Below are 25,389 nucleotides of genomic sequence, written 5' to 3'. Positions count from 1 at the left end.
GTGAAGCCGGACCAGTGACAGCCGGGCCGTCACTGTCAGTGGCGGGTGTTTCACTGTTCGCAGGGTTCGGGACCGCCTCGGCGCCCGGGCCGGTACGGGATGTCGTCGTCATGGCGTCGAGCGTGACGACGGTCCGGTACCGGTGCCGAGTGCCCGCGGATGCTGGTACTGCCAGCACCTGGCAGGGGCGGGTCCGGGCGCCGACGATGAGACGGGGACGACGGGGGCATGACGATGGGGACGAGGACACAGCGACGCAGGCCCGAGCTGGCCGCCTTCCTGCGCAGCAGGCGGGCCCGGGTCACACCGGCCGACGTCGGGATGCCGCCGGGCCTGCGGCGGCGCACACCCGGGTTGCGCCGGGAGGAGGTCGCCCAGCTGTCGGGCGTGGGCGTGACCTGGTACACGTGGCTGGAGCAGGGCCGGCCGATCAACGCCTCGCCGCAGGTGCTGGACGCGGTGGCGCGCACGCTGCGGCTGGACCCGCCGGAGCGGGAGCACCTGTACCGGCTCGCGGAGGTCCCGTTCGAGCCGGACCCCGAAGGGCTGACCCGGCGGATCAGCCCGGAGGTGCAGGCCATCATCGACGCGCTCGCCCCGATGCCGGCGACGGTCTACAACTCGCGCTACGACGTGCTCGCCACCAACGCGGCCTACCGCGACCTGTTCTCGGTCCCCGAGACCCGCGGGATCGGCGTGCCGAACGTGCTGTGGACGCTGTTCACGCTGCCGAGGCGGGCCTGTCCGCTGGTGCACCCGGAGAAGGAGCTGCCGCTGATGGTCGCGACCCTGCGGTCCTCCTACGGCAGACACGTGGGCGAGCCGGCCTGGGAGGAGTACATACGCGGGCTGTCGGCGGCGAGCCCCTGGTTCGCCGAGCTGTGGGCGAGCGGTGAGGTGGTGCCTCCGAGGCCGAGGGTGAAGGTGTTCCGCCACACGGCCGTGGGCGAGATGCGGATGACCTCGCAGTCGCTGTCCATCGACGGGATGCCCGAGTGCCGGATCGTGGTCTACACGCCGGAGGACGAGGAGACGCGGGCGAAGATCGCGGTGCTGCGGGAGCGACGAGAGCGGCTGTGGCCTCCGGCGCTGACGAGCTGACGGCGGCGGGATGCAGAAAATCCCGCCCCCTGGGGGACGGGATCCTCATCACCGATCTTTGACAACTCAACAGAGTGTCGATCAGTGGAGCTAAGGAGAATTGAACTCCTGACCTCCTGCATGCCATGCAGGCGCTCTACCAACTGAGCTATAGCCCCTTGCCACGCGACGGAGCCGCATGGTGTCCGCTTCCCGCTCGGCGGGGCGAACAAGAAGAACTTTAGCCTGTGACCTGCCAGAAAGTGAAATCCGGGGTCGGGGGCTCGGGACGGTCAGTCGTCGTCGCCGAGGACGGGCTCCGGGAGGGTGCCCGCGTTGTGCTCCAGCAGGCGCCAGCCGCGAGCGCCCTCGCCGAGCACGGACCAGCAGCAGTTGGACAGCCCGCCGAGGCTCTCCCAGTGCCGGGCCTCCAGGCCGAGGAGCCGGCCGATGGTGGTGCGGATGGTGCCGCCGTGGCTGACGACGACCAGCGTGCCGTCCTCGGGCAGCTTCTCGGCGTGCCGCAGCACGACGGGGGCGGCGCGGTCGGCGACCTCGGTCTCCAGCTCGCCGCCGCCCCGGCGGACCGCCTCGCCGCGCTTCCAGGCGGCGTACTCCTCGCCGTGGCGGGCGATGATCTCCTCGTGCGTCAGCCCCTGCCAGACGCCCGCGTAGGTCTCGCGCAGCGCCTCGTCGCGGGTGACCTCCAGGCCGGTGAGGGCGGCCAGCTCGGCGGCCGTGTGCGCGGCCCGCTGCAAGTCCGAGGAGACGATCGCGTCGGGCCGCAGCGAGGCGAGCAGCCGGGCGGCGCGGCGGGCCTGGCCGATGCCCGTCTCGGTCAGCTCGACGTCCGTGGTGCCCTGGAAGCGGCGCTCCACGTTCCAGGAAGTCTGGCCGTGCCGCCACAGGATGATGCGGCGGCCCCGGCCCTTGCGGTCGGTCACCTCGCCGGTGGCGCTCATCACCACGCCCCGCCCGGTTCCTGGTCGGCCTCGGCGGCCTGCGCCCTGGCGTGCTCCTCCGCCTTTCCGCGGGTTGCCTTGGCGTCGGCGGGCAGCTCCAGCTCGGGGCAGTCCTTCCACAGGCGCTCCAGCGCGTAGAAGACCCGCTCCTCGCTGTGCTGGACGTGGACGACGATGTCGACGTAGTCGAGCAGGATCCAGCGGGACTCCCGGTCGCCCTCGCGGCGGACCGGCTTGGCCCCGAGGTCCTTCAGGAGGCGCTCCTCGATCTCGTCGACGATGGCCTTGACCTGGCGGTCGTTCGGCGCGGACGCCAGCAGGAAGGCGTCCGTGATCGACAGCACGTCGCTCACGTCGTAGGCGATGACGTCGTGGGCGAGCTTGTCGGCCGCCGCCTGGGCGGCGGTGTTGATGAGCTCAAGGGAACGGTCGGTGGCGGTCACTACATGGCTTTCCGTCGGCGGTCTTTTGTCATCAAGGGTCTCACGGACCGCCCGGCGCACCCCACGTGATTACGGCATCACGTGGGGTGCCCCCTCGGGCGCTCCCTTTCGGAGGCGGCCCGGGTCAGGAGGAGGACGGCTTGTAGTCGCTGCCCAGGATCACCGAGACGTCGGCGCCGGAGGAGACGCTGCCCTTGGCCACGGAGCCGGCGGGCAGCCCGAGGGTCTTGGCGACCTCGGTGGCGTTCGCCTTGTCGGCGGCGTCCGCGTAGAGCACCTTCGAGGCGGTCTGGGTGCCGGAGGCGGTGCCGCCCTCCAGGAAGGTGAAACCGCCGTTCAGGAGCACGACGCGCGCCTTCTCCGTGTCGTCCTTCACCCCGGTGGCGTTCTGGACGGAGACCCGGACCGTGGAGCCGGCGTCGGGGCTCTTGGCGGTGCCGCCGAGGATGTCCTTCACCACGCTGTCGCTGGTCTGCGCGGTGAGGGTGCCGTCGGACTGCACGGGCAGCAGGGCGGTCTTGTAGTCGCCGCTCTTGGCGAGGTCGGCGAGCTTGGCGAGGAAGCCGCCGAGGTCCTTGTCGGTGAGCGGCGGGTCCAGGATCTGGGCGAGCGTCTGCACGGTGGTGGTGGCGGACGACGGGTCGGAGGACAGCTTGCGCAGGACGCCCTGGATGACCTGCCCGAACCGCTCCAGCTGGGCGTTCTGGGACTCGCCGGCGGCGCGGTAGGTGGCGTAGGCGACGGCCATCTTGCCGCTGAGGGTCTGGTCCTGGCCCTTGTGGACGAGCGGCGCGGTGCCCTTCTTCTTGGTGTCCGGGTCGGGCACGTCGGTGTTGGTGTCGATCTCGATGTTGCCGACGAGTTCGACGAGGTTCTGCAGGTAGGGGGTGTCGAGGCGCCAGGTGCCCTGGATGCTGGTGCCGAGGACCGTGTCGAGCTGGTCGCGGGTGCCGGAGGCGCCGTCGTCGTCCACCGACTTGGCGAGGGTCGTGGTGGAGCCGTCGTCGTCGGTCAGCGCGAGGGAGTTGGGCAGCAGGACCGTGGTGCCCTGCTTGGTGGTGGTGTTGTCGACCAGCAGCGCCGTGGAGGTGCCGCTCTTGCCGGTGTTGTGCAGGTGGACGACGATCACGTCGCGCTTCTGGGCGGCGACCGGCGTGGCGGTGCCGGCCTTGCCGTCGGACGAGGAGAGTCCGGGCAGTTTTCCGGCGAACCAGAGGTAGCCGACACCGCCGACCGCGACGAGGGCGAGGACGACGAGAAGGGCGATGATCCGGCTGCGCGCGCGGCGGCGGGCCTCCTCGCGGCGCTCGGTGCGGTTCTCGGTGAACTTCAGCCAGTCGATGACGTCCTCGGAGTCGCCGTCCGGCTCCTCGACGAAGGCGAACTGCTCGGTGCGGTAGTCCCGTTCCCCCATGGGGGCGTCGTTCTCCCCCGGCGTCCGGGTGTCCTGCGGGATCCGGGTGTCGTCCGGGACTCGGGTGTCCTCCGCGGGGCCCGCCTGCTGCGGGATGTAGGCGGTCTGCTCGGCGACCCGGGGCTGCTGTCCGCTGTTCGCCGCCTGCCCGTAGGGGTCGTAGCCCGTGGCGTCCTGGGTGCCGGTGGCGTACGGGTCGTAGGGGGCCTGGGTGCCGTAGGGGTCGTAGGCCTGCGGCTGTTGGACGGAGCCGTAGGAGGGCGGCTGCGGCTGCCGGCCGGTGGCGTAGGGGTCGTAGCCGTAGCCCTGCTGCTGGGCGTACGGGTCGTAGGTCGCCTGCTGGGACTGTGGAGCCGGCTGTGCCGGGACCTGCCCGTACACGGGTCGGCCGTACTCGTCGTAGCCGACGACTTCGTACGGGCCGCCACCGTAGCCTGCGTCACCCGCGTCGTATCGGTCGTTCACCGGTGCCCCTCTCGGCTCACTCGCCGCGGTACAGCTCGCGCTTGTCGATGTAGCGCACGACTCCGTCCGGCACCATGTACCAGATGGGGTCTCCCTTGGCGACTCTCGCACGGCAGTCTGTGGACGAGATGGCGAGCGCGGGCACCTCGACGAGCGAGACCCCGCCTTCCGGCAGGCCGGGGTCGGTCAGGTGGTGGCCGGGTCGGGTGACGCCGATGAAGTGCGCGAGGGAGAACAGCTCCTCCGAGTCGCGCCAGGTCAGCAATTGGGCGAGGGCATCGGCGCCGGTGATGAAGAACAGGTCGGTGTCGGGGTTGAGGGCCCGCAGGTCGCGCAGGGTGTCGACGGTGTAGGTGGGGCCGCCGCGGTCGATGTCGATGCGGCTGACGGAGAACTGCGGGTTCTCGGCGGTCGCGATGACCGTCATCAGGTAGCGGTCCTCGGCCGGGGAGACCTTGCGGTGGGACTTCTGCCACGGCTGGCCGGTGGGGACGAACACCACCTCGTCCAGGTGGAACTGCGCGGCGACCTCGCTGGCCGCCACGAGGTGCCCGTGGTGGATCGGGTCGAACGTTCCGCCCATGACGCCGAGGCGCCGCTTGCCGGTGTGGGCGGGGCCGTTGCCCGGTCCGTGCTGCGGGTGCTTCACCGTGTCGTCGGCGGTCTCGTGCGCCGGACCGGTAGGCATGTCCTGCTCTCCCATGCGTGCAGACCCTACCGGCCCGGCCTCGGACGTCCGGCCGGGGACGGGTTCCCCGCTCAGCGGTCGCGGTTGAAGCGCGTGGTGATCCACAGCAGCAGGAGCAGGATGAACAGGGCGCCGCCGCCGGTGACGGCCGGGTTCAGGCTGTTGTGGTTTCCGCCGTGCTGCTCGCCCTCGGCGGCAAGGGTGACCAACTGGGCAGCTGCGCTGTGGAAGCTCATCTTCGGCAGGACCTATCGCGTGTGGGCGGAATAAAGATGTCGGCTCATCGTAAGCGGGCGGCCGTGCGGCGATCACGCCGACTCCGCCGTTGGCACCGGACGGCGCCTGCGGCTCGCGGGCGGCGGGCAGCGGTCAAGATCCGGCGACGGGGAACCTTCGCCGCTCCTCAGTCGTCCTTCCGCTTGTAGCCGCGCAGCAGGAACCAGGCGGTCAGTACACAGCCGAGGACCATCACGATCAGTACGACGCGGAGCAGATTTCCTGACCCGTGCTGCTGGACGGCGCTCGTGGCGGCCTCGGTCAGCCAGGCGGCTGCGGGGTGGTGCTCCATGGCGTGGACTCCTTCGGGTGTACTGCCCGTCCAAGGTATCTCCGCCTAGGCTGGGCTCCGCCTCGGGGGCACAGTGGGCACTCACACGCACATGGGGGAAGACATGTCCGACGACGGCCGGCAGCACACCGGGCACGAGCGGGTGCCGAGCAGGCAGCGCAGGCGCTTCCCCGGGATCTCCACGCGCGCCTACGAGCACCCGGCCGACCGCTCGGCGCTCGTCGCGCTGCGCAAGCTGAGCGGGTTCGACACCGTCTTCAAGGCGCTCAGCGGGCTGCTGCCGGAGCGGAGTCTCAGGCTGCTGTTCCTGTCCGACTCGGTGCGGGTCTCCGAGCGGCAGTTCTCCCATCTGCACGACATGTTGCTGGACGCCTGTTACATCCTGGACCTTGAGAAGGTCCCGCCGATGTACGTCACGCAGGACCCGCAGCCGACCGCGATGTGCATCGGCCTCGACGAGCCGATCATCGTGGTCAGCACGGGTCTGGTGGAGCTGCTCGACGAGGAGGAGATGCGGGCGGTCGTCGGGCACGAGGTGGGGCACGCGCTGTCCGGGCACTCGGTGTACCGCACCGTCCTGCTGTTCCTGACCAGCCTCGCGCTCAAGGTGGCGTGGATCCCGCTGGGCAATCTGGCGGTCATGGCGATCATCACGGCGCTGCGGGAGTGGTTCCGCAAGTCGGAGCTGTCCGCCGACCGGGCGGGCCTGCTGGTGGGCCAGGACGTCCGGGCGTCGATGCGGGGGCTGATGAAGATCGCGGGCGGCAACCACCTGCACGAGATGAACGTGGACGCGTTCCTGGAGCAGGCCGAGGAGTACGACTCCGGCGGCGATCTGCGCGACTCGGTGCTGAAGATCCTGAACGTGCTGCCTCGCTCGCACCCGTTCACCACCGTGCGGGCCGCCGAGCTGAAGAAGTGGGCCGAGTCCCGGGACTACCAGCGGATCATGGACGGCCACTACCCGCGGCGCAGCGAGGACGGGGACGCCTCCGTCGGCGACTCCTTCCGGGAGTCGGCGGCCAGCTACGCGAGCGATGTGAAGACCTCCAAGGACCCGCTGATGAAGCTGGTCACGGACCTCGCGGGAGGCGCGGGCGACCTGGGCGGCCGGGTCCGGCGGGGCTTCGACGGCTTCCGGAGCCCGCCGTCGGCCAAGGGGGACACTGCGGGCGGCGGCGAGGAGTAGCGCGGGACCGGGAGCGGGGAGCGACCGTCGGGTCCGTCCGGGGGGAGCCGCTGCCTCCGGTGCCGTTTCCCCTCCGCCTTCCGCACACCGCCGGCCCCGTCGGGCGCCGCTCACGGCTCGCTCCCGCTGCGCGCCCCTCACACCTTCGGCTGGGCCTCGGGGGCCAGCGTTCCGCACAGGGACGTGGCACTGTCCGTCTCGTAGGGATTGGTGCCCGCGGGGCTGCCCGACCGGGCCGTCTGACCGGCCAGCAGGGGGCGGAGGTAGGCCGAGGTGTCCTCGGCGCAGGCGAGGGGGCCCGCCTGGACGTAGGACATGACCAGCTGGACCTGGTGGGTGCGCAGGTCGTCACGGTCGAAGTGGAAGGTCACCTCGCGGCGGACCGTGAAGAGGGAGGCGGGGGCGTCGGCGGCGGCGCCGGTGGGGCGCAGGGCGTAGACGAAGGTGTGGTCGGCGGTGACCTCCAGTGTCGCCGGGTCGGTCTCGGCGGCGTGCAGGCTGCCGAAGACGCGGATCCGGTCGTCGGCCAGCTGGGCCCGGGCGGGGTCGATGCGGACGACCCAGCCGGTGGCCGCGTGCCGGCCGTCCGCCGCCGGGTGGTCGAAGCTCTGGTCGAACTGGTCGAGCTGGTCGGGGTCGATCAGGGACCGGGCGGGCCGGACCTCGCGGCCGGTGAGCACCTCGGGGTAGAGCGAGGAGCGGACGATGTAGTCCTTGGCGGTGGTGAGGGCGGCCACCACCTGGCTGTCGGAGAAGTGGGCGGTGCCGCGCGAGGCCGGCAGGGGTATGCCCTCGGCGCCGGCCTCGTACGGGGCGGCGGGGCTGTGCGCGTACAGCCTCTCGGGGTCCGGGGCGCCGGGCACCCTGCCCTGGGGGGCGAGCGGGATGACGGTCATCCTCAGGGCCTCCACGGGCCGCCGGCTCTGCGGTGAGCCGTAGGGGTGGCGGACACCCAGGTAGATCGCGGTGGCGAAGGCGACGGCGATCAGCAGGACGAGGACGAGGGCCTGCCGGGTGAGGCCCCGGTGCAGGGGCGGGCGGCGGCGGACGGCGGGGGCGTGGTCGGCCATCCGCTCCTCGGCGGAGAACTCCTGGAGGCGGGCAGCGCGGACAAACGACTCGTCGAAGACGACGGATCGGTATTCGTCCTCCGCACCGCCGGGGCCGCCCTCGGGTGTCCCCTCCGGTGGGTCTCCAGGCCCGCCCATACCTTCAGGGTAGGTCTCGTGAGCCCCGGGTAAACGCCCCGCCGCCCGACAACTTCTGACAGGTTCTCACCAAGCGTGGGCGGGGTGGTCAGGGTGCGGGCGGGATGGCCGAGACGGCCGGCCGGGAGTGGTCGGTGGCGGAGCCGGGGGCGGACGCGCCGCCCTGTTCCAGGCCGGTGGAGGCGGGGGCGGGAACGCGGTCGCGGGTGCCCGAGGAGCTCCCCCGGTACACGGCGGCGAAGGCCAGGGCGACCATGCCGATGCCCATCACGACGGCGAGGACCCAGGCCACGGGCCGGTGCCAGCGGACCTGCTTGCCGTAGGCGCCGAAGGGTCCGCGGCGGTCGCCGAGGACGTAGGCGTCGTCCAGCTCGTCATCGTCGTGATCTTGACCGAATGCGGCGCTGTCGGGGCCGTAGCCGTCGTCGTAGCGCTCGCCCCGGGCGCGGGCGCGGCGGGCCTCCGCCTCGGAGGCCTCGGCTCTGGCCTGGGCCGCGGCCAGGAGACGTTCGACGGCGGTCGGCTCGTGGAAGGTGGCCGCCCGCACGAAGGCCTCGTCGAACACCACGGAGGCGAACTCTTCGTCCGACACCCCGTGGTCGTGGTCGTCGTCGGGCTCCCAGCCGTCAGGGAACGGCGTGCCCCCCACGTCCTCCGGCACGATTCCAGAGTAGACCTGGGGGATCAATTTGGGCAGACGGTACGGAAATTCGTCTGCCTGGTGAGACGCCTTTTCAGCCGGACCGCGGGACGGTCCGCGGGACGGCGCCCGGGAGGGGCGGGCCCGCGGCCGGACGGGTGAATCTCAGCGGCGGACGTGGCCGTCGCCGGTGACGATGTACTTGGTGCTGGTCAGCTCCGGCAGGCCCATCGGGCCTCGGGCGTGCAGCTTCTGGGTGGAGATGCCGATCTCGGCGCCGAAACCGAACTGGCCGCCGTCGGTGAAGCGGGTGGAGGCGTTCACGGCGACGGTGGTGGAGTCGACCAGCTGGGTGAAGCGGCGGGCGGCCTGCTGGGAGGTCGTGACGATGGCCTCGGTGTGGCCGGAGGTCCACAGCCGGATGTGCTCGACGGCCTTGTCCAGGGAATCCACCACCGCGGCGGCGATGTCGTACGACAGGTACTCCGTCTCCCAGTCCTCGGCGGTCGCCTCGACCACGGTGGCCTTGGAGTCCTTGGCGTAGGCCATGACCCGCTCGTCCGCGTGGACGGTGACGCCGGCCTCGGCGAGGGCGTCCAGGGCGCGCGGCAGGAACTCGGGGGCGATGTCCTGGTGGACGAGGAGGGTCTCGGCGGCGTTGCAGACGCTGACCCGCTGGGCCTTGGAGTTGATCAGGATCTCGACGGCCATGTCGATGTCGGCCTGGGCGTCGACGTACACGTGGCAGTTGCCGGTGCCGGTCTCGATCACGGGGACGGTGGACTCGTTGACCACGGTCCGGATCAGGGAGGCGCCGCCGCGCGGGATGAGGACGTCGACCAGGCCGCGGGCGCGCATCAGCTCGCGGACGGAGTCGCGGCTCTCGCCGGGCACGAGCTGGACGGCGTCGGCGGGCAGCCCGGCGCCGCCGACGGCGTCGCGGATCACCCGGACGAGTGCGGTGTTGGACTCGTAGGCGGAGGCCGAGCCGCGCAGCAGGACGGCGTTGCCGGACTTCAGGCAGAGGGCGGCGGCGTCCACGGTGACGTTCGGGCGTGCCTCGTAGATGATGCCGACGACGCCGAGCGGGACGCGGACCTGGCGCAGGTCGATGCCGTTGGGGAGGGTGGAGCCGCGGACGACCTCGCCGACCGGGTCGGGCAGCTTGGCGACGTCACGGACGTCGGAGGCGATGGCGCGGACCCGCTCCGGGGTGAGCGTGAGCCGGTCGACGATGGCCTCGCTGGTGCCGTTCTCCCGGGCCTTGGCCACGTCCTTGCCGTTGGCCTCGACGATCTCGGCGGTCCGGACCTCCAGGGCGTCGGCGATGGCGAGCAGCGCGTCGTCCTTCACGGCGCGCGGGAGCGGCGCGAGGTCGGCGGCGGCGGCCTTGGCCCGGTAGGCGGCCTGGGTGACCGGGGACATCGAGTCGTACGGCGAGAGCGTGGTCATGAGGGAAGGGTAGTGCGCGGGGCGCGGCGGTTCAGCGGTCGTCCCACACCCCGAGACACCCCAAAAGGGGTGAACCGCCGTGAGCCGGGGAACGGCCGGCCCGCGGGCTCCGGGACAGCGGACCGCTCACTGCGACACCGAGCACCCGCCCCGCATCCGAGCACCCACCCGGCATCCGCTCACTCCGGCCCGGCACCCGCCCCACCGGGCGCCCGATCGCTCCGGCCCAGCGACCGTCCCACCGCGCACCCGCCCGGCACCCACTCACCCGCCCGGCACCCGCTCACCGGGGCGGCCCCGCGGTCCGAGCCCGCCCGGCCCCGCTCAGAACGGATGCACCCCCACCGGTGTCGCCGGGGCGGGGCCGTAGCCCTCGGCGATGCGGAGGTGGTAGGTCTCGCGGTCGATGACCTCCAGGCCGACGATCTCCCAGGGCGGCAGGCCGGCACTCTGCCGGTGCTCGCCCCACAGGCGCAGTGCCACGGCGGCGGCGTCGTGCAGGTCGCGGGCCTCTTCCCAGTACCGGATCTCGGCGTGGTCGGTCGCGTATCTGCTGGTCAGCAGGAAGGGGTGGTCGTGGGCGAGCTGTTCCAGGGCCCGCCGCAGCTCGGGCAGGGGGACCTTCTCCCCGGAGACGCTGAGGGTGACGTGCCACAGCCTGGGCAGGTCCTTGGGCTCCTCATAGGTGTCCCCGGCCGCGACGCTCGTCAGAGCACCGCGGGACGCCGCCCCCGGGCGCACTCGTCTCACGACGGCCTCCTTCACGCATGGCTCACATGGCTCGCATGGCTGGCACGGTCCGCATGCCCGTATGACTCGCTCGGCCCCTTGACGGAGCCCGTCCCTTCAACACGTCCCCCAGACAAAGTTGAGCAGGCCGCAGCGCTCCGCGTGGTGGTTTTACGGAACGTCCCCCACCGGGGTCGTTCCGTACGCCCCGTTTTACGAGCGGTTCTGCGAGCTTCAGGTGTGCAGGAGAACCAGGTCGTCCCTGTGTACGACCTCGCGTTCGTACGCCGGGCCCAGCTCGCGTGCCAGCTCGCGGGTCGAACGCCCGATCAGCCGGGGGATCTCCTTGGCGTCGAAGTTGACGAGCCCCCGGGCCACCGCCCGGCCCCTGGCGTCCCGCAGCTCGACCGGGTCGCCCGCGCTGAACTCGCCCTCGACGGCGGCGATCCCGGCGGGCAGCAGCGACGTGCGCCGCTTGACGACCGCGTCCACCGCGCCGTCGTCCAGGACCAGGGCGCCCTGCGGGGTGGAGGCGTGCTGGAGCCAGAGCAGCCGCTCGGCGGAGCGCCTGCCGGTGGGGTGGAAGTAGGTGCCGGTGTCGCCGCCGGCCAGGGCCTCGGCCGCGTGGACGGCGCTGGTCAGCACCACGGGGATGCCTGCGGCGGCGGCGATCCGGGCGGCCTCCACCTTGGTGACCATCCCGCCGGTGCCGACGCCGGCCTTGCCCGCGCTGCCGATCTCCACGCCGGCGAGGTCCTCCGGCCCCTTCACCTCCGCTATCCGGGAGGTGCCGGGTTTGCTGGGGTCGCCGTCGTAGACGCCGTCCACGTCGGAGAGGAGGACCAGCAGGTCGGCGTGGACGAGGTGGGCGACGAGGGCGGCGAGGCGGTCGTTGTCGCCGAAGCGGATCTCGTCGGTGGCGACGGTGTCGTTCTCGTTGACGATCGGGAAGGCACCCATCGCGAGCAGCTGGTCGAGGGTGCGGGAGGCGTTGCGGTGGTGGGCGCGGCGGCTCATGTCGTCGCTGGTGAGGAGGACTTGGCCGACGCGGACGCCGTAGCGGGCGAAGGAGGCGGTGTAGCGGGCGACGAGCAGCCCCTGGCCGACGCTGGCGGCGGCCTGCTGGCGCGCGAGGTCCTTGGGGCGGCGGCGCAGCCCGAGCGGGGACAGCCCGGCGGCGATGGCGCCGGAGGAGACCAGCACGATCTCCTTCTCGCCACCGCTGCGGATCTTCGCGAGGACGTCCACCAGCGCGTCGACGCGGTCGGCGTCCAGGCCGCCCGCGGCGGTGGTCAGCGAGGAGGAGCCCACCTTGACGACGATCCTGCGGGCCTCGCCCACCGCCTGCCTTGCCCTTGCCACCTGCGGTCCGTCTCCTTCACGCGCACGTTCCGGCACCGTGCTTCCCGGCGTCCTCAATCTACGGGAAACGGGGCGCGGCGTGCCCGCGCTGCCCAACCGCCGGACAGTCGCGAGCCGGGACCCGCCGGCGCCGCCCCGGCGAGACGGCCTCGGCGTACCGGACCCGTCTCGGACGGCTTCACCTCGGAGAGGTCAGGTGTCGCGGGCGGGCGGAAGCTCGATACCGGTCGGGGACGACACGGGGCGACGGGTGACGGGGACGCCGAAGAGGAAGGCCGCCGGCCGACCACCCTCGCCGACGTCGCCCAGAACCGAGGCCGGACACCCCCCCCCGCTCCGGTCCGCGGCCGTACCGCTCCGCTCGCGGACAGGGCGGTACGGCCGCGTTCGCGGGGGTCTGCGACCATGGACCCCATGCGTAAAAGAGGTTCGATACGGGCGGTGTTGGGCGGGGCCCTCGGTGGACTGCTGGTGATGTCGGCCGCGGCGTGCGGTACTTCGGACCACGGCACGGCCGCCGCGCGGGACCGTTCCGACGACACGCAGCCGCGGAAGACGGCCCTCGAGCGCGTACCCGGCATCGGGGACCGGCTGTGGCGGCGGGTACCGTCCGGCTCCCGCCAGGTGGTCGCGGTGTACGGCGCGGGCAAGAACTCCCCCGACTCCACCGTCGCCCTCTTCACCAGGCACGGCACCACCTGGAAGCAGGAACGCTCCTGGCCGGCGCACAACGGGCGGAAGGGCTGGACGACGAACCATCACGAGGGCGATCTGCGCAGCCCCGTGGGAGTGTTCACGCTCAGCGACGCGGGCGGCGTCCTCGCCGCGCCGGGGACCAAGCTGCCGTACACCCGGTCCGCGGCCTTCCAGGCGCCCCACTACTGGAAGAAGGCGTACTGGCACGACTTCGACTACGTCATCGCCATCGACTACAACCGCGTCAAGGGCACCGCGCCCAACGACCCGACCCGGCCGCAGGGCCAGTCGAAGGGCGGCAGCATCTGGCTGCACATGGACCACGGCAGCGGCACCTCGGCGTGTGTGAGCCAGTCCGAGTCGGCGATGCGGTACCTGCTGCGCACGCTCGACCCCCGGCTGCACCCGGTCGTGGTGATGGGTGACAGGGCCGAGCTGAAGGCCTGACGGGACATCAGGGCGCGGCCGGTCCGCGCCCTGGGCGGGCGGGGGAGCCGGGCCGCGGCCGGCGCCCGGCTCCGCGCGGCAGTCCGCTCAGGCGTGCCGGTGACGCCACCCCAGCCAGGCGGACTCGATCATGTCGTCCAGGCCGAGACGGGCACTCCAGCCGAGTTCCGCGTGGATGCGGTCCGCCGACGCGACCACCCTCGCCGGGTCTCCGGGGCGGCGGTCGGTCACCTCGGGCGTCAGCCGCTCGTTGCCGGTCACCTTTAGGATGCGGTCCACCATCTGCCGGACCGAGCTGCCCTCGCCCCGGCCGATGTTGAGGACGAGCGAGGTCCCCTCCGGGGCGTCCCGCAGACGCTCGGCGGCGGCCCGGTGGGCCGAGGCGATGTCCTGCACGTGAATGTAGTCACGTACACAGGTGCCGTCCGGGGTGGCGTAGTCGTCGCCGAAGATCCGCGGCGCCTCGCCGGCCTCCAGCCGCTCGAACACCATGGGGATGAGGTTGAAGACACCCGTGTCGGACAGCTCCGGGGCGGCGGCACCGGCCACGTTGAAGTAGCGCAGGGACACGGCCCGGATGCCGTGCGCCCTGGCCGCGGCGGCGATCAGCCACTCGCCGATCAGCTTCGTCTCGCCGTAGGGGCTCATCGGGACGCAGGGGGTGTCCTCGGTCACGAGGTCGACGTCCGGCATGCCGTAGACGGCGGCGGACGAGGAGAAGACGATCCGGCCGACTCCGGTGGCCGCCATCGCCTCCAGCAGGGTCTGCAGACCGGTGACGTTCTCGCGGTAGTAGTGGAGGGGCCGCTCCACCGACTCCCCGACCTGCTTCTTGGCGGCGATGTGCACCACACCCGTCACGGCATGGTCACGAATCGTCCGCTCCAGGAGGGCCTGGTCCAGCACGCTGCCGACGACGAGCGGGACGTCGGAGGGCACCCGGTCGGCGCTGCCGGTCGACAGGTCGTCGTAGACGACCACGTGCTCGCCGTTCTCCGTCATGGCGCGCACCACATGCGCACCGATGTACCCGGCGCCGCCCGTGACCAGCCAGCTCATTCCCGTGCCTCCTCGGTCTGTGTCGGTAGGAGAGCAGACTCGTTCATGGATTACGGAAAATCGAGTCGGGTAATTTCGGACAACTGCGGCAAAAACCCAGCGCGGTGAGGCGGGGTGAGATGCACCGCCGGTCCGGGTGGGACAATGTTCCGAGCACGTAAAGGTCCGGCCTCCGTGGCTGTTCCACGCCCCGACCGCCCCGCTACCTTGCTCACGGAAACATCAAGTGAATCCTTTACTCTGATGCGACGGCGCGCTGCGCCGCCGGCGGGCGGAGCGTGCTCTGGCCTCGGCCCACGCTCTCGTGATCAGTCTCGGAACAGGTTGTAAGGATGCCCAGACTCTCTCTCGTCATCCCTGTCTACAAGGTGCAGGGCTACCTCACCGAGTGCCTGGACTCGGTGCTCGGGCAGGACTACACGGACTTCGAGGTCATTGCGGTCGACGACTGCTCGCCGGACGGTTCGGGCGCCATTCTCGACGAATACGCGCAGCGGGACGCGCGTGTTCACGTGATTCACCTCACGGAGAACGTGGGACTGGGGCGTGCGCGCAATGCGGGCATGGAGAAAGTTCAGGGCGATTACGTACTTTTCCTGGACAGTGACGACACTCTGACCGAGGGCGCGCTGCGGGCGATAGCCGACCGGCTGGAAGCCGCCGGGGACCCCGAGATCCTCGTCTACGACTACGCCCGCAGTTACTGGGACGGCCGGGTCCGGCCCAACCAGCGCGCCGAGCTGCTCCAGCCCGACGGGCCGGAGGCCTTCCCCCTCGCCGAGCGGCCGAAGCTGCTGGACCTCCTGCAGATCGTCTGGAACAAGGCCTACCGCCGGGACTTCGTCCTCCGCCACGAGCTGACCTTCCCGCCCGGCTACTACGAGGACGCCCCCTGGACGTTCTGCTCCATGATCAGCGCCGAGCGCATCGCGGTGCTGAACCGGGTCTGCGTGATGTACCGCCAGCGCCGCGAGGGCGGCAACATCCTCAAGACGGTCAGCCGCAAGCACTTCGACGTCTTCGACCAGTACCGCCGCGTCTTCGACTACCTCGACGCCCACCCCGAGTTCGCCCAGTGGCGCGAACCGCTGTTCCGCAAGATGGTCGACCACTTCCTGACCATCCTGGACCGGCCCGACCGGCTGCCGGCCGACGCGCGGGCCGAGTTCTTCCACCGCGCCTCCGCCGACTACCGCGCGCGGGTCCCTCAGGGCTTCCAGCGGCCGGGCGGCGGCCGCGGCCACAAGTACGCGATGCTGGAGAAGGACGCGTACGCCGCGATGGCCGGTGCCACCGCCGCCGTGAAGCTCCGCAAGGCGGTCAGGACCCGCACCCGTACGGCCGTCAACCGGTCCAAGCGCAGCGCGATGGGCGTCTACTACCAGTCGCAGCTCCGGCTGCCGCTGGACGAGAACCTGGCGCTCTTCTCCGCCTACTGGAGCCGCAGCGTCTCCTGCAACCCGGCCGCCATCGACGCCGAACTGGCCCGGCTCGCGCCGCACGTGCGCCGGGTCTGGGCGATCCGGCCGGACGCGGTGGACCGGGTGCCCGAGGGCGTCAGTTGCGTCCGGGTCGGCTCCAAGGAGTACTGGGCCGCGCTCGCCCGGGCCAAGTACCTGGTCAACAACGTGAACTTCGCCGACAGCGTGGTCAAGCGCGAGGGCCAGATCCACCTCCAGACCCACCACGGCACCCCGCTGAAGACCATGGGCCTCGACCAGCGCAAGTACCCCGCCTCGACGGACATGGACTTCGACAAGCTCCTGGAGCGCTGCGACCGCTGGGACTTCAGCGTCAGCTCCAACCGCTTCTCCACCGCCGTCTGGGAGCGGGTCTACCCGTGCTCCTACGTCTCGCTGGAGACCGGCTACCCCCGCAACGACGTCCTCGTCAACGGCACGGCGGAGGACGTGCGCCGGGCCCGCGCGGCACTCGGACTCGCCGACGGCACCCGGGCGTTCCTGTACATGCCCACGCACCGCGAGTACCAGCCCGGCTTCGTGCCGAGCCTCGACCTCGCCCGCCTCGCCGACGAGCTGGGGCCGGACGTGACCCTGCTGGTGCGCGGCCACTACTTCTACGGCGGCTCGGCCCACGTGGCGGAGCTGCGCCGCAGCGGGCGGATCGTCGACGTGTCGGGGCACCCCCGGGTGGAGGAGCTGTATCTGGCCGCCGACGCGCTGATCACGGACTACTCCTCCGCGATGTTCGACTACGCCGTCCTGGACCGGCCGATCATCATCTACGCGCCCGACTGGGACATCTACTCCGCCGTGCGCGGCACCTACTTCAACCTGCTCCAGGAGTCGCCGGGCGCGGTGGCCACCTCGCAGGCCGAACTGATCCACCTGCTCGGATCGGACGAGTACCGCGGGCAGGACGCGGCCGCGCGCCGCGACGCCTTCCGCCGTCGGTTCTGCGAGTTCGACGACGGACGTGCCGCCGAGCGCGTGGTGCGCCGCGTCTTCCTCGGCGAGACGGAGCCGCTGCCCTTCGTGCCGTTCGCAGAGCGTTCCCACGCACCGGCCCCCGCCCAGGCGCTCGCAGCCGTCGAGCGGGCCTGACCCCCGAGAAGGAGATCGACAAGCATGGCCCCTCGGCTCAGTGTCATCGTCCCCATGTACGACGTCGAGCACTATCTGCCGGCCTGTCTCGACTCGCTGGCGGCGCAGACGTTCGAGGACTTCGAGGTCCTCATGGTGGACGACGGCTCCCCCGACAACTCGGCGGCGATAGCCGAGACCTACGCGGAGCGCGACCCGCGGTTCCGGCTGATACGCAAGGAGAACGGAGGGCTGGGGGCCGCCCGCAACACCGGCCTCGCCCACCTGTCCCCCGAGGCCGAGTTCGTGACGTTCGTCGACAGCGACGACCTCGTCCCGCCGGACGCCTACCGCCTGATGGTGAGCAGCCTCGACGAGACCGGCTCCGACTTCGCCACCGGCAACGTCTTCCACCTCAGGGGCGAGAAGACCTGGCAGGTCCCGCTGATGCGGATGCTCGCGGGCGAGGCACGCCAGCGCACCCACATCTCCCAGTACGCCAAGCTCGTCGCCGACCGGATCGCCTGCAACAAGGTGTTCCGCCGGACGTTCTGGGAGAAACACGGCTTCGCCTTCCCCGAGGGCCGCCTGTACGAGGACACGCCCGTCACCATGCGGGCGCACTACCTCGCCGAGGCCGTCGACGTCATCTCCGAGCCCTGCTACTACTGGCGGCTGCGCGAGGGCGAGTCCGCCCCCTCCATCACGCAGCGCCGCACCGACCCGGCCGGTGTGCGCGACCGCGTCACCTCCGTCCTGGAGATCAGCGACTTCCTGGCCCGGCAGCCCGGTGAGACCTTCGCCCGCCTCAAGCAGGAGTACGACACCCGCGTCCTCATGGACGACCTGCGGCTGTTCCTCAACGTGGTGCCCGACGGCGACGAGGAGTACCGCGCCGAGTTCCTGCGCTCGGCCAACCGCTTCCTGGACCACATCGACCCCAAGGTCGTCATGGCGCTGCCGACGCACCTGCGCGTGCAGTGGCTGCTGGTCCGCAAGCACCAGCTCGACGAGCTGATCACCCTGCTGGCCTCCCAGCGGCGCAAGGAGGCCATCGAGGTCACCGGCCTGGTCCGCAAGTACGCCTCCTTCCCGGCCCTGGCCGACGCCGACCTGGACGTCCCGCGCAAGGCCCTGCGCATCGACCGTGACCTGCGCATGCGCGCCCCGCTCCAGGACGTCCGCTGGTCCGAGGGCAGGCTCGTGCTGGCCGGGCACGCCTGGATCGACAAGATCGACCTGCCCTCGAAGCGCTCGTCGGTCAAGGTCCTCCAGCTGCGCAAGGACAAGTCCCGCCGCCGCACCGTGCTGCCCACCCGGAACGTGGAGAGCCCCGAGCGCACCACCGACTCCGGCCAGGACCGGTACAACTACGACTGGGCCGGCTGGGAGGTCACCATCGACCCGGCGAAGCTGCGCAAGGGCGGTGAGTGGCAGGAGGGCCTGTGGCACGTCGGCCTCGGCCTGTACGCCTCCGGCCTGGTGCGCCGCGCCGCCGTGCAGTCCAGCGGCGGTGCCGCCTGCAACTTCCCGCCGTACCGCTGGCTGGACGCCGACTACCGGATGCTGCCGTCGGTCGAGCGCGGTGCGCTCAAGCTGCGTGTCGAGAAGGTCCGCGCGCTGATCACCGGCTGGAGCATGGAGGGCGACCGGCTGCGGGTGACCGGCGACATCCGGGTCCCCCTGCACGCCGGCGAGCGCGTCGCGCTGCGGGTGAAGAACCAGAAGGGCGCCGAGGTCCACGAGTACCCGGTCGACGTGACCGAGGAGGGCGGCAAGCACCGGTTCTCGGTCGAGGTCCCGGTGGCCGACGTGGCGCTGGTCTTCCACGAGGGCGTCGACGCCCTGGCCCGGCCCGAGAAGCGCGTCTGGTCCACCGTGCTGGTGGCCACGGACCCCAAGGGCACCGAGCGCCAGTTCAGCACGGTCCTCCAGGAGGGCCTGCCCGACGGGCGCTACGACCTGCCGGCCTCGCTGGGCGACCAGGCCGACCAGTGCGAACTGGCCGTGATCGGCGGGCACAACGGGTACCTCAAGCTGGCCGGCCGCACCCGGCGGGCCGTGATCGACCGGGTCAGCCTGGAGAACGGCCTGATCACCATCAGCGCACGCACCGACGCCCGGCTGACCGGCTCCCGGCTGCTGCTCAAGCCCCGGGCCCGGTTCGAGGAGCGCTTCGTGGAGCCGCGCTGGTTCGAGGACGGCCGTTTCGAGGTCGCCTTCGACCCCTCCACGCTCGGCGGCAACGGCAACGTGCCGCTGCGCGCGGGCCGCTGGAACCTCTTCCTGCGCCCGGCCGACGGTGAGGGTCCCGACGTACCGTTCGTCACCGACCGCCTCGCGGCGGCGCAGTTCCCGCTCCGTGCCGAACTGGGCGGCCGCCGTTACTGGCTGGAGAACCGCTGGGCCGACTTCCCCCAGCTGAACTGCCGTTCGGAGCTGGACGACCTGGAGCGCGGCCCGTACCGCCAGCGGCAGCTGCGCGAGGAGGTGTACGCGCCGCTGCGGCGGCAGCCCCTGAAGGACCAGGTCTTCTACCTCAGCTACAACGGCAAGCAGTTCTCCGACAGCCCGCGGGCGATGTACGAGGAGCTGGTCGCCCGCGGCTCGAAGCTGAAGCACCTGTGGGCCGTGCGCGACGGCCAGGTCCTCCTGCCGGAGGGCGTGGAGCGGGTCCGCATGTGGGGCCGCGAGTGGTACGAGGCGCTGGCCTCCAGCCGCTACATCGTCACCAACGGCCACCTGCCGGACTGGATCGAGCGGCGCCCCGGCCAGGTCATCGTCCAGACCTGGCACGGCACGATGCTGAAGAAGATCGGCCACGACATCGACACGCTGCACTTCGACCGCCGCTACCAGGAGAAGCTGGCGCTGGAGGCGAAGCAGTGGAGCCTGGTGGTGTCCTCCAACCGGTTCAGCACGCCGATCCTGAAGCGCGCGTTCTCCTACGACGGGGAGATCCTGGAGGCGGGCTACCCGCGCAACGACTACCTGTACTCGCCGGACAAGGACGCCATCGCGGAGCGGGTGAAGAAGCAGCTCGGCCTGCCGAAGGGCAAGAAGGTCGTGCTGTACGCGCCGACCTGGCGGGACGACCAGGCGCACAGCCAGGGCCAGTTCAAGTTCGACCTGCGCATCGACATCGAGGACGCGCAGCGGCGTCTGGGTGACGACCACGTCCTGCTCATCCGCCGCCACTCCAACGTGGTGGACGCGGTGCCGGGGGCCGGCAACGGCTTCGTGTGGGACGTCTCCGAGTACCCGGACATCGCCGAGCTGTACCTGGCGGCCGACATCATGATCACGGACTACTCGTCGGTCATGTTCGACTACGCCCACCTGAAGCGGCCGATGCTCTTCTTCACCTACGACCTGGAGCACTACCGGGACACCCTGCGCGGCTTCTACTTCGACTTCGAGCAGGACTCGCCCGGCCCGCTGGTCTTCACGTCGAAGGAGCTGATCGACGCGCTCCTGGACATCGACCACGTGTCCGCCGAGTACCAGGACCGCTTCGACCGCTTCCACCACCTGTTCTGCGACCTGGACGACGGCCACGCCTCGGAGCGGGTCGTGAACCGGATGCTGGAGCAGGCCAAGGAGCTCTGAGCGAGCACGAGAACAGGGCGGGGCCCGGAGGTCGATCCTCCGGGCCCCGCCCTGTGCCGTCGGGGAGGACGGCGGCCGGTCAAGGCCGACGGCGCAGGCGGCGCAGGCGGCGATTGACGCCCTTGAGCACGCGGGCGGGGGCGTAGCGGCCGAGCCGCCGGCTCGGCGGAGACGCCGGCCGGCTCGGCGCGGCGGCGGGCGCGGGCGGCTGCCGCGGCTTCGGCTCCGGCCGGGGGACCAGCGTGGTGAGGGCGGTGAGCTCCTCGACGAGCCCCTGGGAGATCAGCAGGCAGCGCAGCCGGGACAGCGGCGGCAGCTGGTCCACGAGTGTCTGCGGCATGTACGCGCGCAACAGGTCCCCCGCCAGCTTCACGTGCAGGGCGCGGGTTTCCTCGGGCAGGTCGGCGAAGCGCCCGTCGAAGCGGCCGAGGATCTCCAGGGTGAGCCAGCGGTACAGCAGCTTGTTGCGCCGGGCGCCGGGCGGGACGTGCGCCGCCACGATGCTCAGTACGTCACGGACGTTGGCGTAGAAGGGCGCGGGGTCCGGGACCTCCCGCGTCAGGTGCGGGAAGTCGTCGCGGCGGACCAGGTAGTAGCAGTCGTAGTCGGACACGACGGAGATCGACCGCGCGTGCAGGTAGGCGGGCACGACGAAGACCTGTTCCTCGGCCAGGCGTATGCCCTCCGCGAACCGCAGTCCGTGTTCCTCGACCAGCGAGCGGCGGAACAGCTTGTGCGCGGTGAGGGACCAGACGCCCTTGGAGGTGAAGATGTCGCCCCCGTCGACGTTCTCCCGGAACGGCGTGACCGGGGCCTTGCGCCCCACCCCCTTGATCTTGCCCAGCACCACGTCGGAGTCGTTGCGCTCGGCGGCGGCGACCAGGCGTTCCAGCGCCTCGGTGCCCAGGTAGTCGTCGGGGTCGGCGAAGAACAGGAACTCGCCCCGGGCCATCCCGATGGCCCGGTTGCGGGGGCCGCCCGGCGCACCGGAGTTGTCCTGGTGCACGACCCGGACCCGGCCGGGGTGGCGCTCGGCCCAGGTGTCGAGCAGGTCTCCGCTGCCGTCGGTGGAGCCGTCGTCCACGGCGACGATCTCGATCCGCTCGAAGCCGATCGACTGCCCGGCGATGGACTCCAGGCACTCCGGCAGGTGCTCGACGGCGTTGTAGACAGGAATGATCACGGACACGACAGGACTGCTGGCGGGCGCGGAGCCCATATGGTTTCCCCCCACGGAAAACGACGTGCAGGCGGCGGGGAGCGCGGTCACCCGCTCCCCGTCCGCAACGGTCATTTCACCGTACGCCACCCACGCGTCAGCTCGATGTCACCCGTACGACGATCGGCGCGACGTTGTGTAAAGGTGCTGTAACAGCCGAAGCGCCGCTCGTCCGCGCCCGGAGCGGCTCGCCTAGAAGGGCTCGAAGTCGTCGAACTCCCGCTGGGAGTCGTCCCGTTCGGCCTGCCGGTCCCTGCGGCGCTGGGCCGCGGGCCGGGGCGCGTCGAAGCGGTGGTCCTCGCCGCGGCGGCCGAGCATCTCGGCGCCGGCCATGGCCGTCGGCTCCCAGTCGAAGACGACCGCGTTCTCCTCCGGACCGATGGCGACGCCGTCACCCGCCCGGGCGCCCGCCTTCATCAACTCCTCCTCCACACCGAGGCGGTTGAGCCGGTCGGCGAGGTAGCCGACGGCCTCGTCGTTGTTGAAGTCGGTCTGGCGGACCCAGCGTTCGGGCTTCTCGCCGCGCACCCGGAACAGGGGCTCGCCGCCGGCCTCCTCACGGGTGACGGTGAAGCCCGCGTCGTCCACGGCCTTGGGCCGGATGACGATCCGGGTCGCCTCCTCCTTCGGCTTGGCGGCACGCGCGGTGGCGACCAGCTCACCGAGGGCGAAGGACAGCTCCCGCAGCCCGATGTGCGCCACGGCCGACACCTCGAAGACGCGGTAGCCGCGGGCCTCCAGGTCGGGGCGGACCATCTCGGCGAGGTCCTTGCCGTCGGGCACGTCGACCTTGTTCAGGACGACGATCCGGGGCCGGTTGTCGAGACCGCCGTACTGCCGCAGCTCCTCCTCGATGACGTCGAGGTCGGAGGCGGGGTCGCGGTCGGACTCCAGGGTCGCGGTGTCCAGCACGTGCACCAGCACGCTGCACCGCTCCACGTGCCGCAGGAACTCCAGGCCGAGGCCGCGGCCCTGGCTTGCGCCGGGAATGAGGCCGGGCACGTCGGCGATGGTGTAGACGGTGGAACCGGCGGTGACCACGCCCAGGTTGGGGACGAGCGTGGTGAACGGGTAGTCGGCGATCTTCGGCTTGGCCGCGCTCAGCACGGAGATCAGCGAGGACTTGCCGGCGCTCGGATAGCCGACGAGGGCCACGTCCGCGACGGTCTTCAGCTCCAGGACGATGTCCTGTACGTCGCCGGGCTCGCCGAGCAGCGCGAAGCCGGGCGCCTTGCGGCGGGCGGAGGCCAGCGCCGCGTTGCCGAGGCCGCCCCGGCCGCCCTGCGCGGCGATGTACGAGGTGCCGTGGCCGACGAGGTCGGCGAGCACGTTGCCCGCCTTGTCCAGGACGACCGTGCCGTCCGGCACGGGCAGGATCAGGTCCTGGCCGTCCTTGCCGGAGCGGTTGCCGCCCTCGCCGGGCTTGCCGTTGGTGGCCTTGCGGTGCGGGGAGTGGTGGTAGTCGAGCAGCGTCGTGACCGACTGGTCGACGGTCAGGATGACGTCACCGCCCCGGCCGCCGTTGCCGCCGTCGGGGCCGCCGAGCGGCTTGAACTTCTCACGGTGGACGGAGGCACAGCCGTGGCCTCCGTTACCCGCGGCGACGTGCAGTTCGACGCGGTCCACGAAGGTGGTCATGGTTCGGTGCCTCCAGAAGGAACGTACGGGTGTGTCTTGGGTTAACACGCGAAAGGCGGACCCGCCTTCCCGACCGGGAAGTGAGGTCCGCCTCGCGAAAGCTTCCGATCAGCCGACTCAGGCGACCGGAACGATGTTCACGACCTTGCGGCCGCGGTGGGTACCGAACTCCACCGCACCGGCCTGGAGGGCGAACAGCGTGTCGTCGCCGCCGCGGCCGACACCGGCGCCGGGGTGGAAGTGGGTGCCGCGCTGGCGGACCAGGATCTCACCCGCGCTCACGACCTGACCGCCGAAGCGCTTCACGCCGAGCCGCTGGGCATTGGAGTCGCGACCGTTCCGGGTGGACGATGCGCCCTTCTTGTGTGCCATTTCTCCTCAGTCCCTTACTTCGCAGCCGTGGGGATCGACGTGACCTTGATCGCCGTGTACTGCTGGCGGTGGCCCTGCCGACGGCGGTAGCCGGTCTTGTTCTTGTAGCGCAGAATGTCGATCTTCTGGCCCTTGTGGTGGTCCACGACCTCGGCCTGGACCTTGATGCCGGCCAGCACCCACGGGTCGCTGGTCACGGAGTCGCCGTCGACAACGAGCAGGGTCGAGAGCTCGACCGTGTCGCCAACCTTGGCAGTGGAAATCTTGTCAACCTCAACGATGTCGCCGACAGCAACCTTGTGCTGGCGACCACCGCTGCGCACGATGGCGTACACGCGGATCTCACTTTCGCTCGAAGAAACGGCACCCCCGCAGGCCAGTCGCCCGGGAAAACCACGGACGACCTCTCCCGGCCAACCGTGTGCCCGGGAGGAAGAGGTTTACGGGGATGTGGCGTGTTCAGTGGACACGCCGACGGTCAAGGTTACGGGCCCGGACCGTAGGGGTCAAACCGGGCTCCGGCTCAGCCGGCGACCGCTGCCACGTAGGCGGCGTACGCCTTCCGGATGCCCTCCGGGGACAGCTCCAGGTGCTCCAGGATCGTGTACCGGCCGGGCCGGGTCTGCGGCGCGTACTCCACGGCGCGGACGAACTCGTCGTCGTCGAACCCGATCTCCTCCGCCACCACCGGCAGGCCGTGCCGGCGGAGCGTCTCGGCCATCAGCAGGGCGCGCTCGGTGTCGCCCCGCAGGTGCGTGGCGAAGGCGGCGCCCAGTCCCACCTGCTCGCCGTGGCTCGCCGCCCGCCTGGGGTAGAGCAGGTCGAGCGCGTGACTGATCTCGTGGCAGGCGCCGGAGGACGGGCGGGTGTGCCCGGCGATCGACATGGCGATGCCCGACAGCACCAGCCCCTCGGACAGCACGGTCAGGAACTCGTCCTCGCCGCATCCGCCCGGGTGCCGCAGCACGGCCTCGCCCGCCTGGCGTGCCATGGCGGCGGCCAGGCCGTCTATCTTCTCGCCGTTGACGCGGTTGGCCAGCTCCCAGTCCGCGACCGCGGAGATGTTGGACAGGGCGTCACCGATGCCGGACCGCACGAACCGCATCGGCGCCTCGCGGATGACGTCCAGATCGATGAGGAGGGCGATGGGGGTCGGTACCCCGTAGGAACCGCGGCCGGCGTCGTTGTCCAGGATGGAGACGGGCGAGCAGATCCCGTCGTGGGAGAGGTTGGTGGCGACGGCGACCATGGGCAGACCGACGCGCGCCGCGGAGTACTTCGCGCAGTCGATGACCTTGCCGCCGCCGAGGCCCACCACCGCGTCGTAGTGGCCCGACTTCATCTCGTCGGCCAGCCGGACCGCGTCGTCCAGGGTGCCGCCGCCCACCTCGTACCAGACCGCGCCGGGCAGCGAGGGCGCCAGGCGCTCGCGCAGCCGGGCCCCGGAGCCGCCGCTGACGGCGACGGCGAGCCGCCCGGAGTGCGAGATCCGCTGATCGGCGAGCACACTCGCCAGGTCGTCGAGGGCACCCGCGCGGATGTCGACGACGACCGGCGAGGGAATGAGCCGGGTCAGTACTGGCACGCGATCACCCGTCCGCGGGCG

The 25,389-nt window shown here is 71.3% G+C and carries 22 protein-coding genes and 1 tRNA gene; 5 read left to right on the top strand and 18 right to left on the bottom strand.

Translation table 11 applies throughout. From position 1 onward, the window contains the following. Positions 1 to 234 precede the first annotated feature (234 nt). Positions 235 to 1,101 (top strand): helix-turn-helix transcriptional regulator, encoded by an 867-nt coding sequence (locus ABZV94_RS14615; RefSeq protein ID WP_356340634.1) that lies wholly within the window; start codon positions 235 to 237, stop codon positions 1,099 to 1,101. 85 nt (positions 1,102 to 1,186) lie between these two features. Here ABZV94_RS14615 and ABZV94_RS14610 read toward each other — a convergent pair. The 7 genes from ABZV94_RS14610 to ABZV94_RS14580 form a co-directional block, all read right to left on the bottom strand. Next, positions 1,187 to 1,259, bottom strand: a tRNA-Ala gene (locus ABZV94_RS14610). 114 nt (positions 1,260 to 1,373) lie between these two features. Further along, positions 1,374 to 2,042 carry a histidine phosphatase family protein gene (locus ABZV94_RS14605; RefSeq protein ID WP_356340633.1) on the bottom strand — a complete coding sequence of 223 codons (669 nt, stop codon included), beginning with the start codon at positions 2,040 to 2,042 and terminating at the stop codon, positions 1,374 to 1,376. Then, positions 2,042 to 2,485: a ribosome silencing factor gene (gene rsfS, locus ABZV94_RS14600; RefSeq protein ID WP_014672675.1), complete on the bottom strand. Its 444-nt coding sequence runs from the start codon at positions 2,483 to 2,485 to the stop codon at positions 2,042 to 2,044. Before rsfS ends, ABZV94_RS14605 begins: the two co-directional genes overlap by 1 nt. A 124-nt stretch (positions 2,486 to 2,609) precedes the next feature. Then, complete coding sequence (locus tag ABZV94_RS14595) at positions 2,610 to 4,364, bottom strand: LytR C-terminal domain-containing protein (RefSeq protein ID WP_356340609.1); 1,755 nt, start codon at positions 4,362 to 4,364, stop codon at positions 2,610 to 2,612. A 16-nt stretch (positions 4,365 to 4,380) separates the two neighbouring features. Continuing rightward, positions 4,381 to 5,067, bottom strand: a complete 687-nt coding sequence (nadD, locus tag ABZV94_RS14590; RefSeq protein WP_356340608.1) for a nicotinate-nucleotide adenylyltransferase — start codon at positions 5,065 to 5,067, stop codon at positions 4,381 to 4,383. Between the two features lie 56 nt (positions 5,068 to 5,123). Then, positions 5,124 to 5,288: a hypothetical protein gene (locus tag ABZV94_RS14585; protein ID WP_356340607.1), complete on the bottom strand. Its 165-nt coding sequence runs from the start codon at positions 5,286 to 5,288 to the stop codon at positions 5,124 to 5,126. Positions 5,289 to 5,455: 167 nt separating this feature from the next. Further along, positions 5,456 to 5,620, bottom strand: a complete 165-nt coding sequence (locus tag ABZV94_RS14580; protein WP_132783503.1) for a hypothetical protein — start codon at positions 5,618 to 5,620, stop codon at positions 5,456 to 5,458. Between the two features lie 103 nt (positions 5,621 to 5,723). Between ABZV94_RS14580 and ABZV94_RS14575 the strand changes: the two genes are divergently transcribed. After that, positions 5,724 to 6,809: a M48 family metallopeptidase gene (locus tag ABZV94_RS14575; protein ID WP_356340606.1), complete on the top strand. Its 1,086-nt coding sequence runs from the start codon at positions 5,724 to 5,726 to the stop codon at positions 6,807 to 6,809. Between the two features lie 137 nt (positions 6,810 to 6,946). Here ABZV94_RS14575 and ABZV94_RS14570 read toward each other — a convergent pair whose 3' ends face one another. From ABZV94_RS14570 to proB, 5 genes are all read right to left on the bottom strand, one after another. Beyond that, positions 6,947 to 8,017, bottom strand: coding sequence for a hypothetical protein (locus ABZV94_RS14570; protein WP_356340605.1), 1,071 nt, complete (start codon positions 8,015 to 8,017; stop codon positions 6,947 to 6,949). 88 nt (positions 8,018 to 8,105) lie between these two features. Then, on the bottom strand, positions 8,106 to 8,705 hold the full coding sequence (locus ABZV94_RS14565; protein WP_356340604.1) for a hypothetical protein: 600 nt from the start codon (positions 8,703 to 8,705) through the stop codon (positions 8,106 to 8,108). A gap of 117 nt (positions 8,706 to 8,822) precedes the next feature. Further along, the gene (locus ABZV94_RS14560; protein ID WP_356340603.1) at positions 8,823 to 10,109 is read right to left on the bottom strand and encodes a glutamate-5-semialdehyde dehydrogenase; all 1,287 of its coding nucleotides are present in this window, start codon (positions 10,107 to 10,109) and stop codon (positions 8,823 to 8,825) included. A 324-nt stretch (positions 10,110 to 10,433) separates the two neighbouring features. After that, positions 10,434 to 10,859: a hypothetical protein gene (locus ABZV94_RS14555; protein ID WP_356340602.1), complete on the bottom strand. Its 426-nt coding sequence runs from the start codon at positions 10,857 to 10,859 to the stop codon at positions 10,434 to 10,436. A gap of 213 nt (positions 10,860 to 11,072) precedes the next feature. Continuing rightward, positions 11,073 to 12,179, bottom strand: a complete 1,107-nt coding sequence (proB, locus tag ABZV94_RS14550; RefSeq protein WP_356340632.1) for a glutamate 5-kinase — start codon at positions 12,177 to 12,179, stop codon at positions 11,073 to 11,075. A 435-nt stretch (positions 12,180 to 12,614) separates the two neighbouring features. Between proB and ABZV94_RS14545 the strand changes: the two genes are divergently transcribed. Beyond that, positions 12,615 to 13,343 (top strand): hypothetical protein, encoded by a 729-nt coding sequence (locus tag ABZV94_RS14545; RefSeq protein WP_356340601.1) that lies wholly within the window; start codon positions 12,615 to 12,617, stop codon positions 13,341 to 13,343. An 87-nt stretch (positions 13,344 to 13,430) separates the two neighbouring features. Here ABZV94_RS14545 and galE read toward each other — a convergent pair whose 3' ends face one another. Next, positions 13,431 to 14,402: a UDP-glucose 4-epimerase GalE gene (gene galE / locus ABZV94_RS14540; RefSeq protein ID WP_356340600.1), complete on the bottom strand. Its 972-nt coding sequence runs from the start codon at positions 14,400 to 14,402 to the stop codon at positions 13,431 to 13,433. Positions 14,403 to 14,734: 332 nt separating this feature from the next. Between galE and ABZV94_RS14535 the strand changes: the two genes are divergently transcribed. Both ABZV94_RS14535 and ABZV94_RS14530 read left to right on the top strand, forming a co-directional pair. Beyond that, positions 14,735 to 16,966 carry a bifunctional glycosyltransferase family 2 protein/CDP-glycerol:glycerophosphate glycerophosphotransferase gene (locus ABZV94_RS14535; RefSeq protein WP_356340599.1) on the top strand — a complete coding sequence of 744 codons (2,232 nt, stop codon included), beginning with the start codon at positions 14,735 to 14,737 and terminating at the stop codon, positions 16,964 to 16,966. A 24-nt stretch (positions 16,967 to 16,990) separates the two neighbouring features. Beyond that, a complete protein-coding gene (locus tag ABZV94_RS14530) occupies positions 16,991 to 20,554 on the top strand; it encodes a CDP-glycerol glycerophosphotransferase family protein (RefSeq protein ID WP_356340598.1) in 3,564 nt (1,187 codons plus the stop codon). 79 nt (positions 20,555 to 20,633) lie between these two features. Here the strand turns inward: ABZV94_RS14530 and ABZV94_RS14525 are convergent, their stop codons facing one another. The 5 genes from ABZV94_RS14525 to ABZV94_RS14505 all read right to left on the bottom strand — a co-directional run bounded on the left by ABZV94_RS14525 (position 20,634) and on the right by ABZV94_RS14505 (position 25,368). Then, the gene (locus ABZV94_RS14525) at positions 20,634 to 21,737 is read right to left on the bottom strand and encodes a glycosyltransferase (RefSeq protein ID WP_356340597.1); all 1,104 of its coding nucleotides are present in this window, start codon (positions 21,735 to 21,737) and stop codon (positions 20,634 to 20,636) included. 228 nt (positions 21,738 to 21,965) lie between these two features. Further along, entirely contained in the window at positions 21,966 to 23,411 is a 1,446-nt protein-coding gene (gene obgE, locus ABZV94_RS14520) for a GTPase ObgE (RefSeq protein ID WP_356340596.1), read from the bottom strand. 117 nt (positions 23,412 to 23,528) lie between these two features. Next, positions 23,529 to 23,783 carry a 50S ribosomal protein L27 gene (rpmA, locus tag ABZV94_RS14515; protein ID WP_030605064.1) on the bottom strand — a complete coding sequence of 85 codons (255 nt, stop codon included), beginning with the start codon at positions 23,781 to 23,783 and terminating at the stop codon, positions 23,529 to 23,531. 14 nt (positions 23,784 to 23,797) lie between these two features. Then, positions 23,798 to 24,118 (bottom strand): 50S ribosomal protein L21, encoded by a 321-nt coding sequence (gene rplU, locus ABZV94_RS14510; protein WP_028422127.1) that lies wholly within the window; start codon positions 24,116 to 24,118, stop codon positions 23,798 to 23,800. Positions 24,119 to 24,306: 188 nt separating this feature from the next. Continuing rightward, a complete protein-coding gene (locus ABZV94_RS14505) occupies positions 24,307 to 25,368 on the bottom strand; it encodes an iron-containing alcohol dehydrogenase family protein (RefSeq protein WP_356340631.1) in 1,062 nt (353 codons plus the stop codon). Between the last annotated feature and the right edge of the window lie 21 nt (positions 25,369 to 25,389).

Origin of the sequence: Streptomyces sp. NPDC004658 (assembly GCF_040609555.1) — a bacterium.
GTDB lineage: Bacteria > Actinomycetota > Actinomycetes > Streptomycetales > Streptomycetaceae > Streptomyces.
This window is presented reverse-complemented; position numbering and strand designations above follow the sequence as displayed.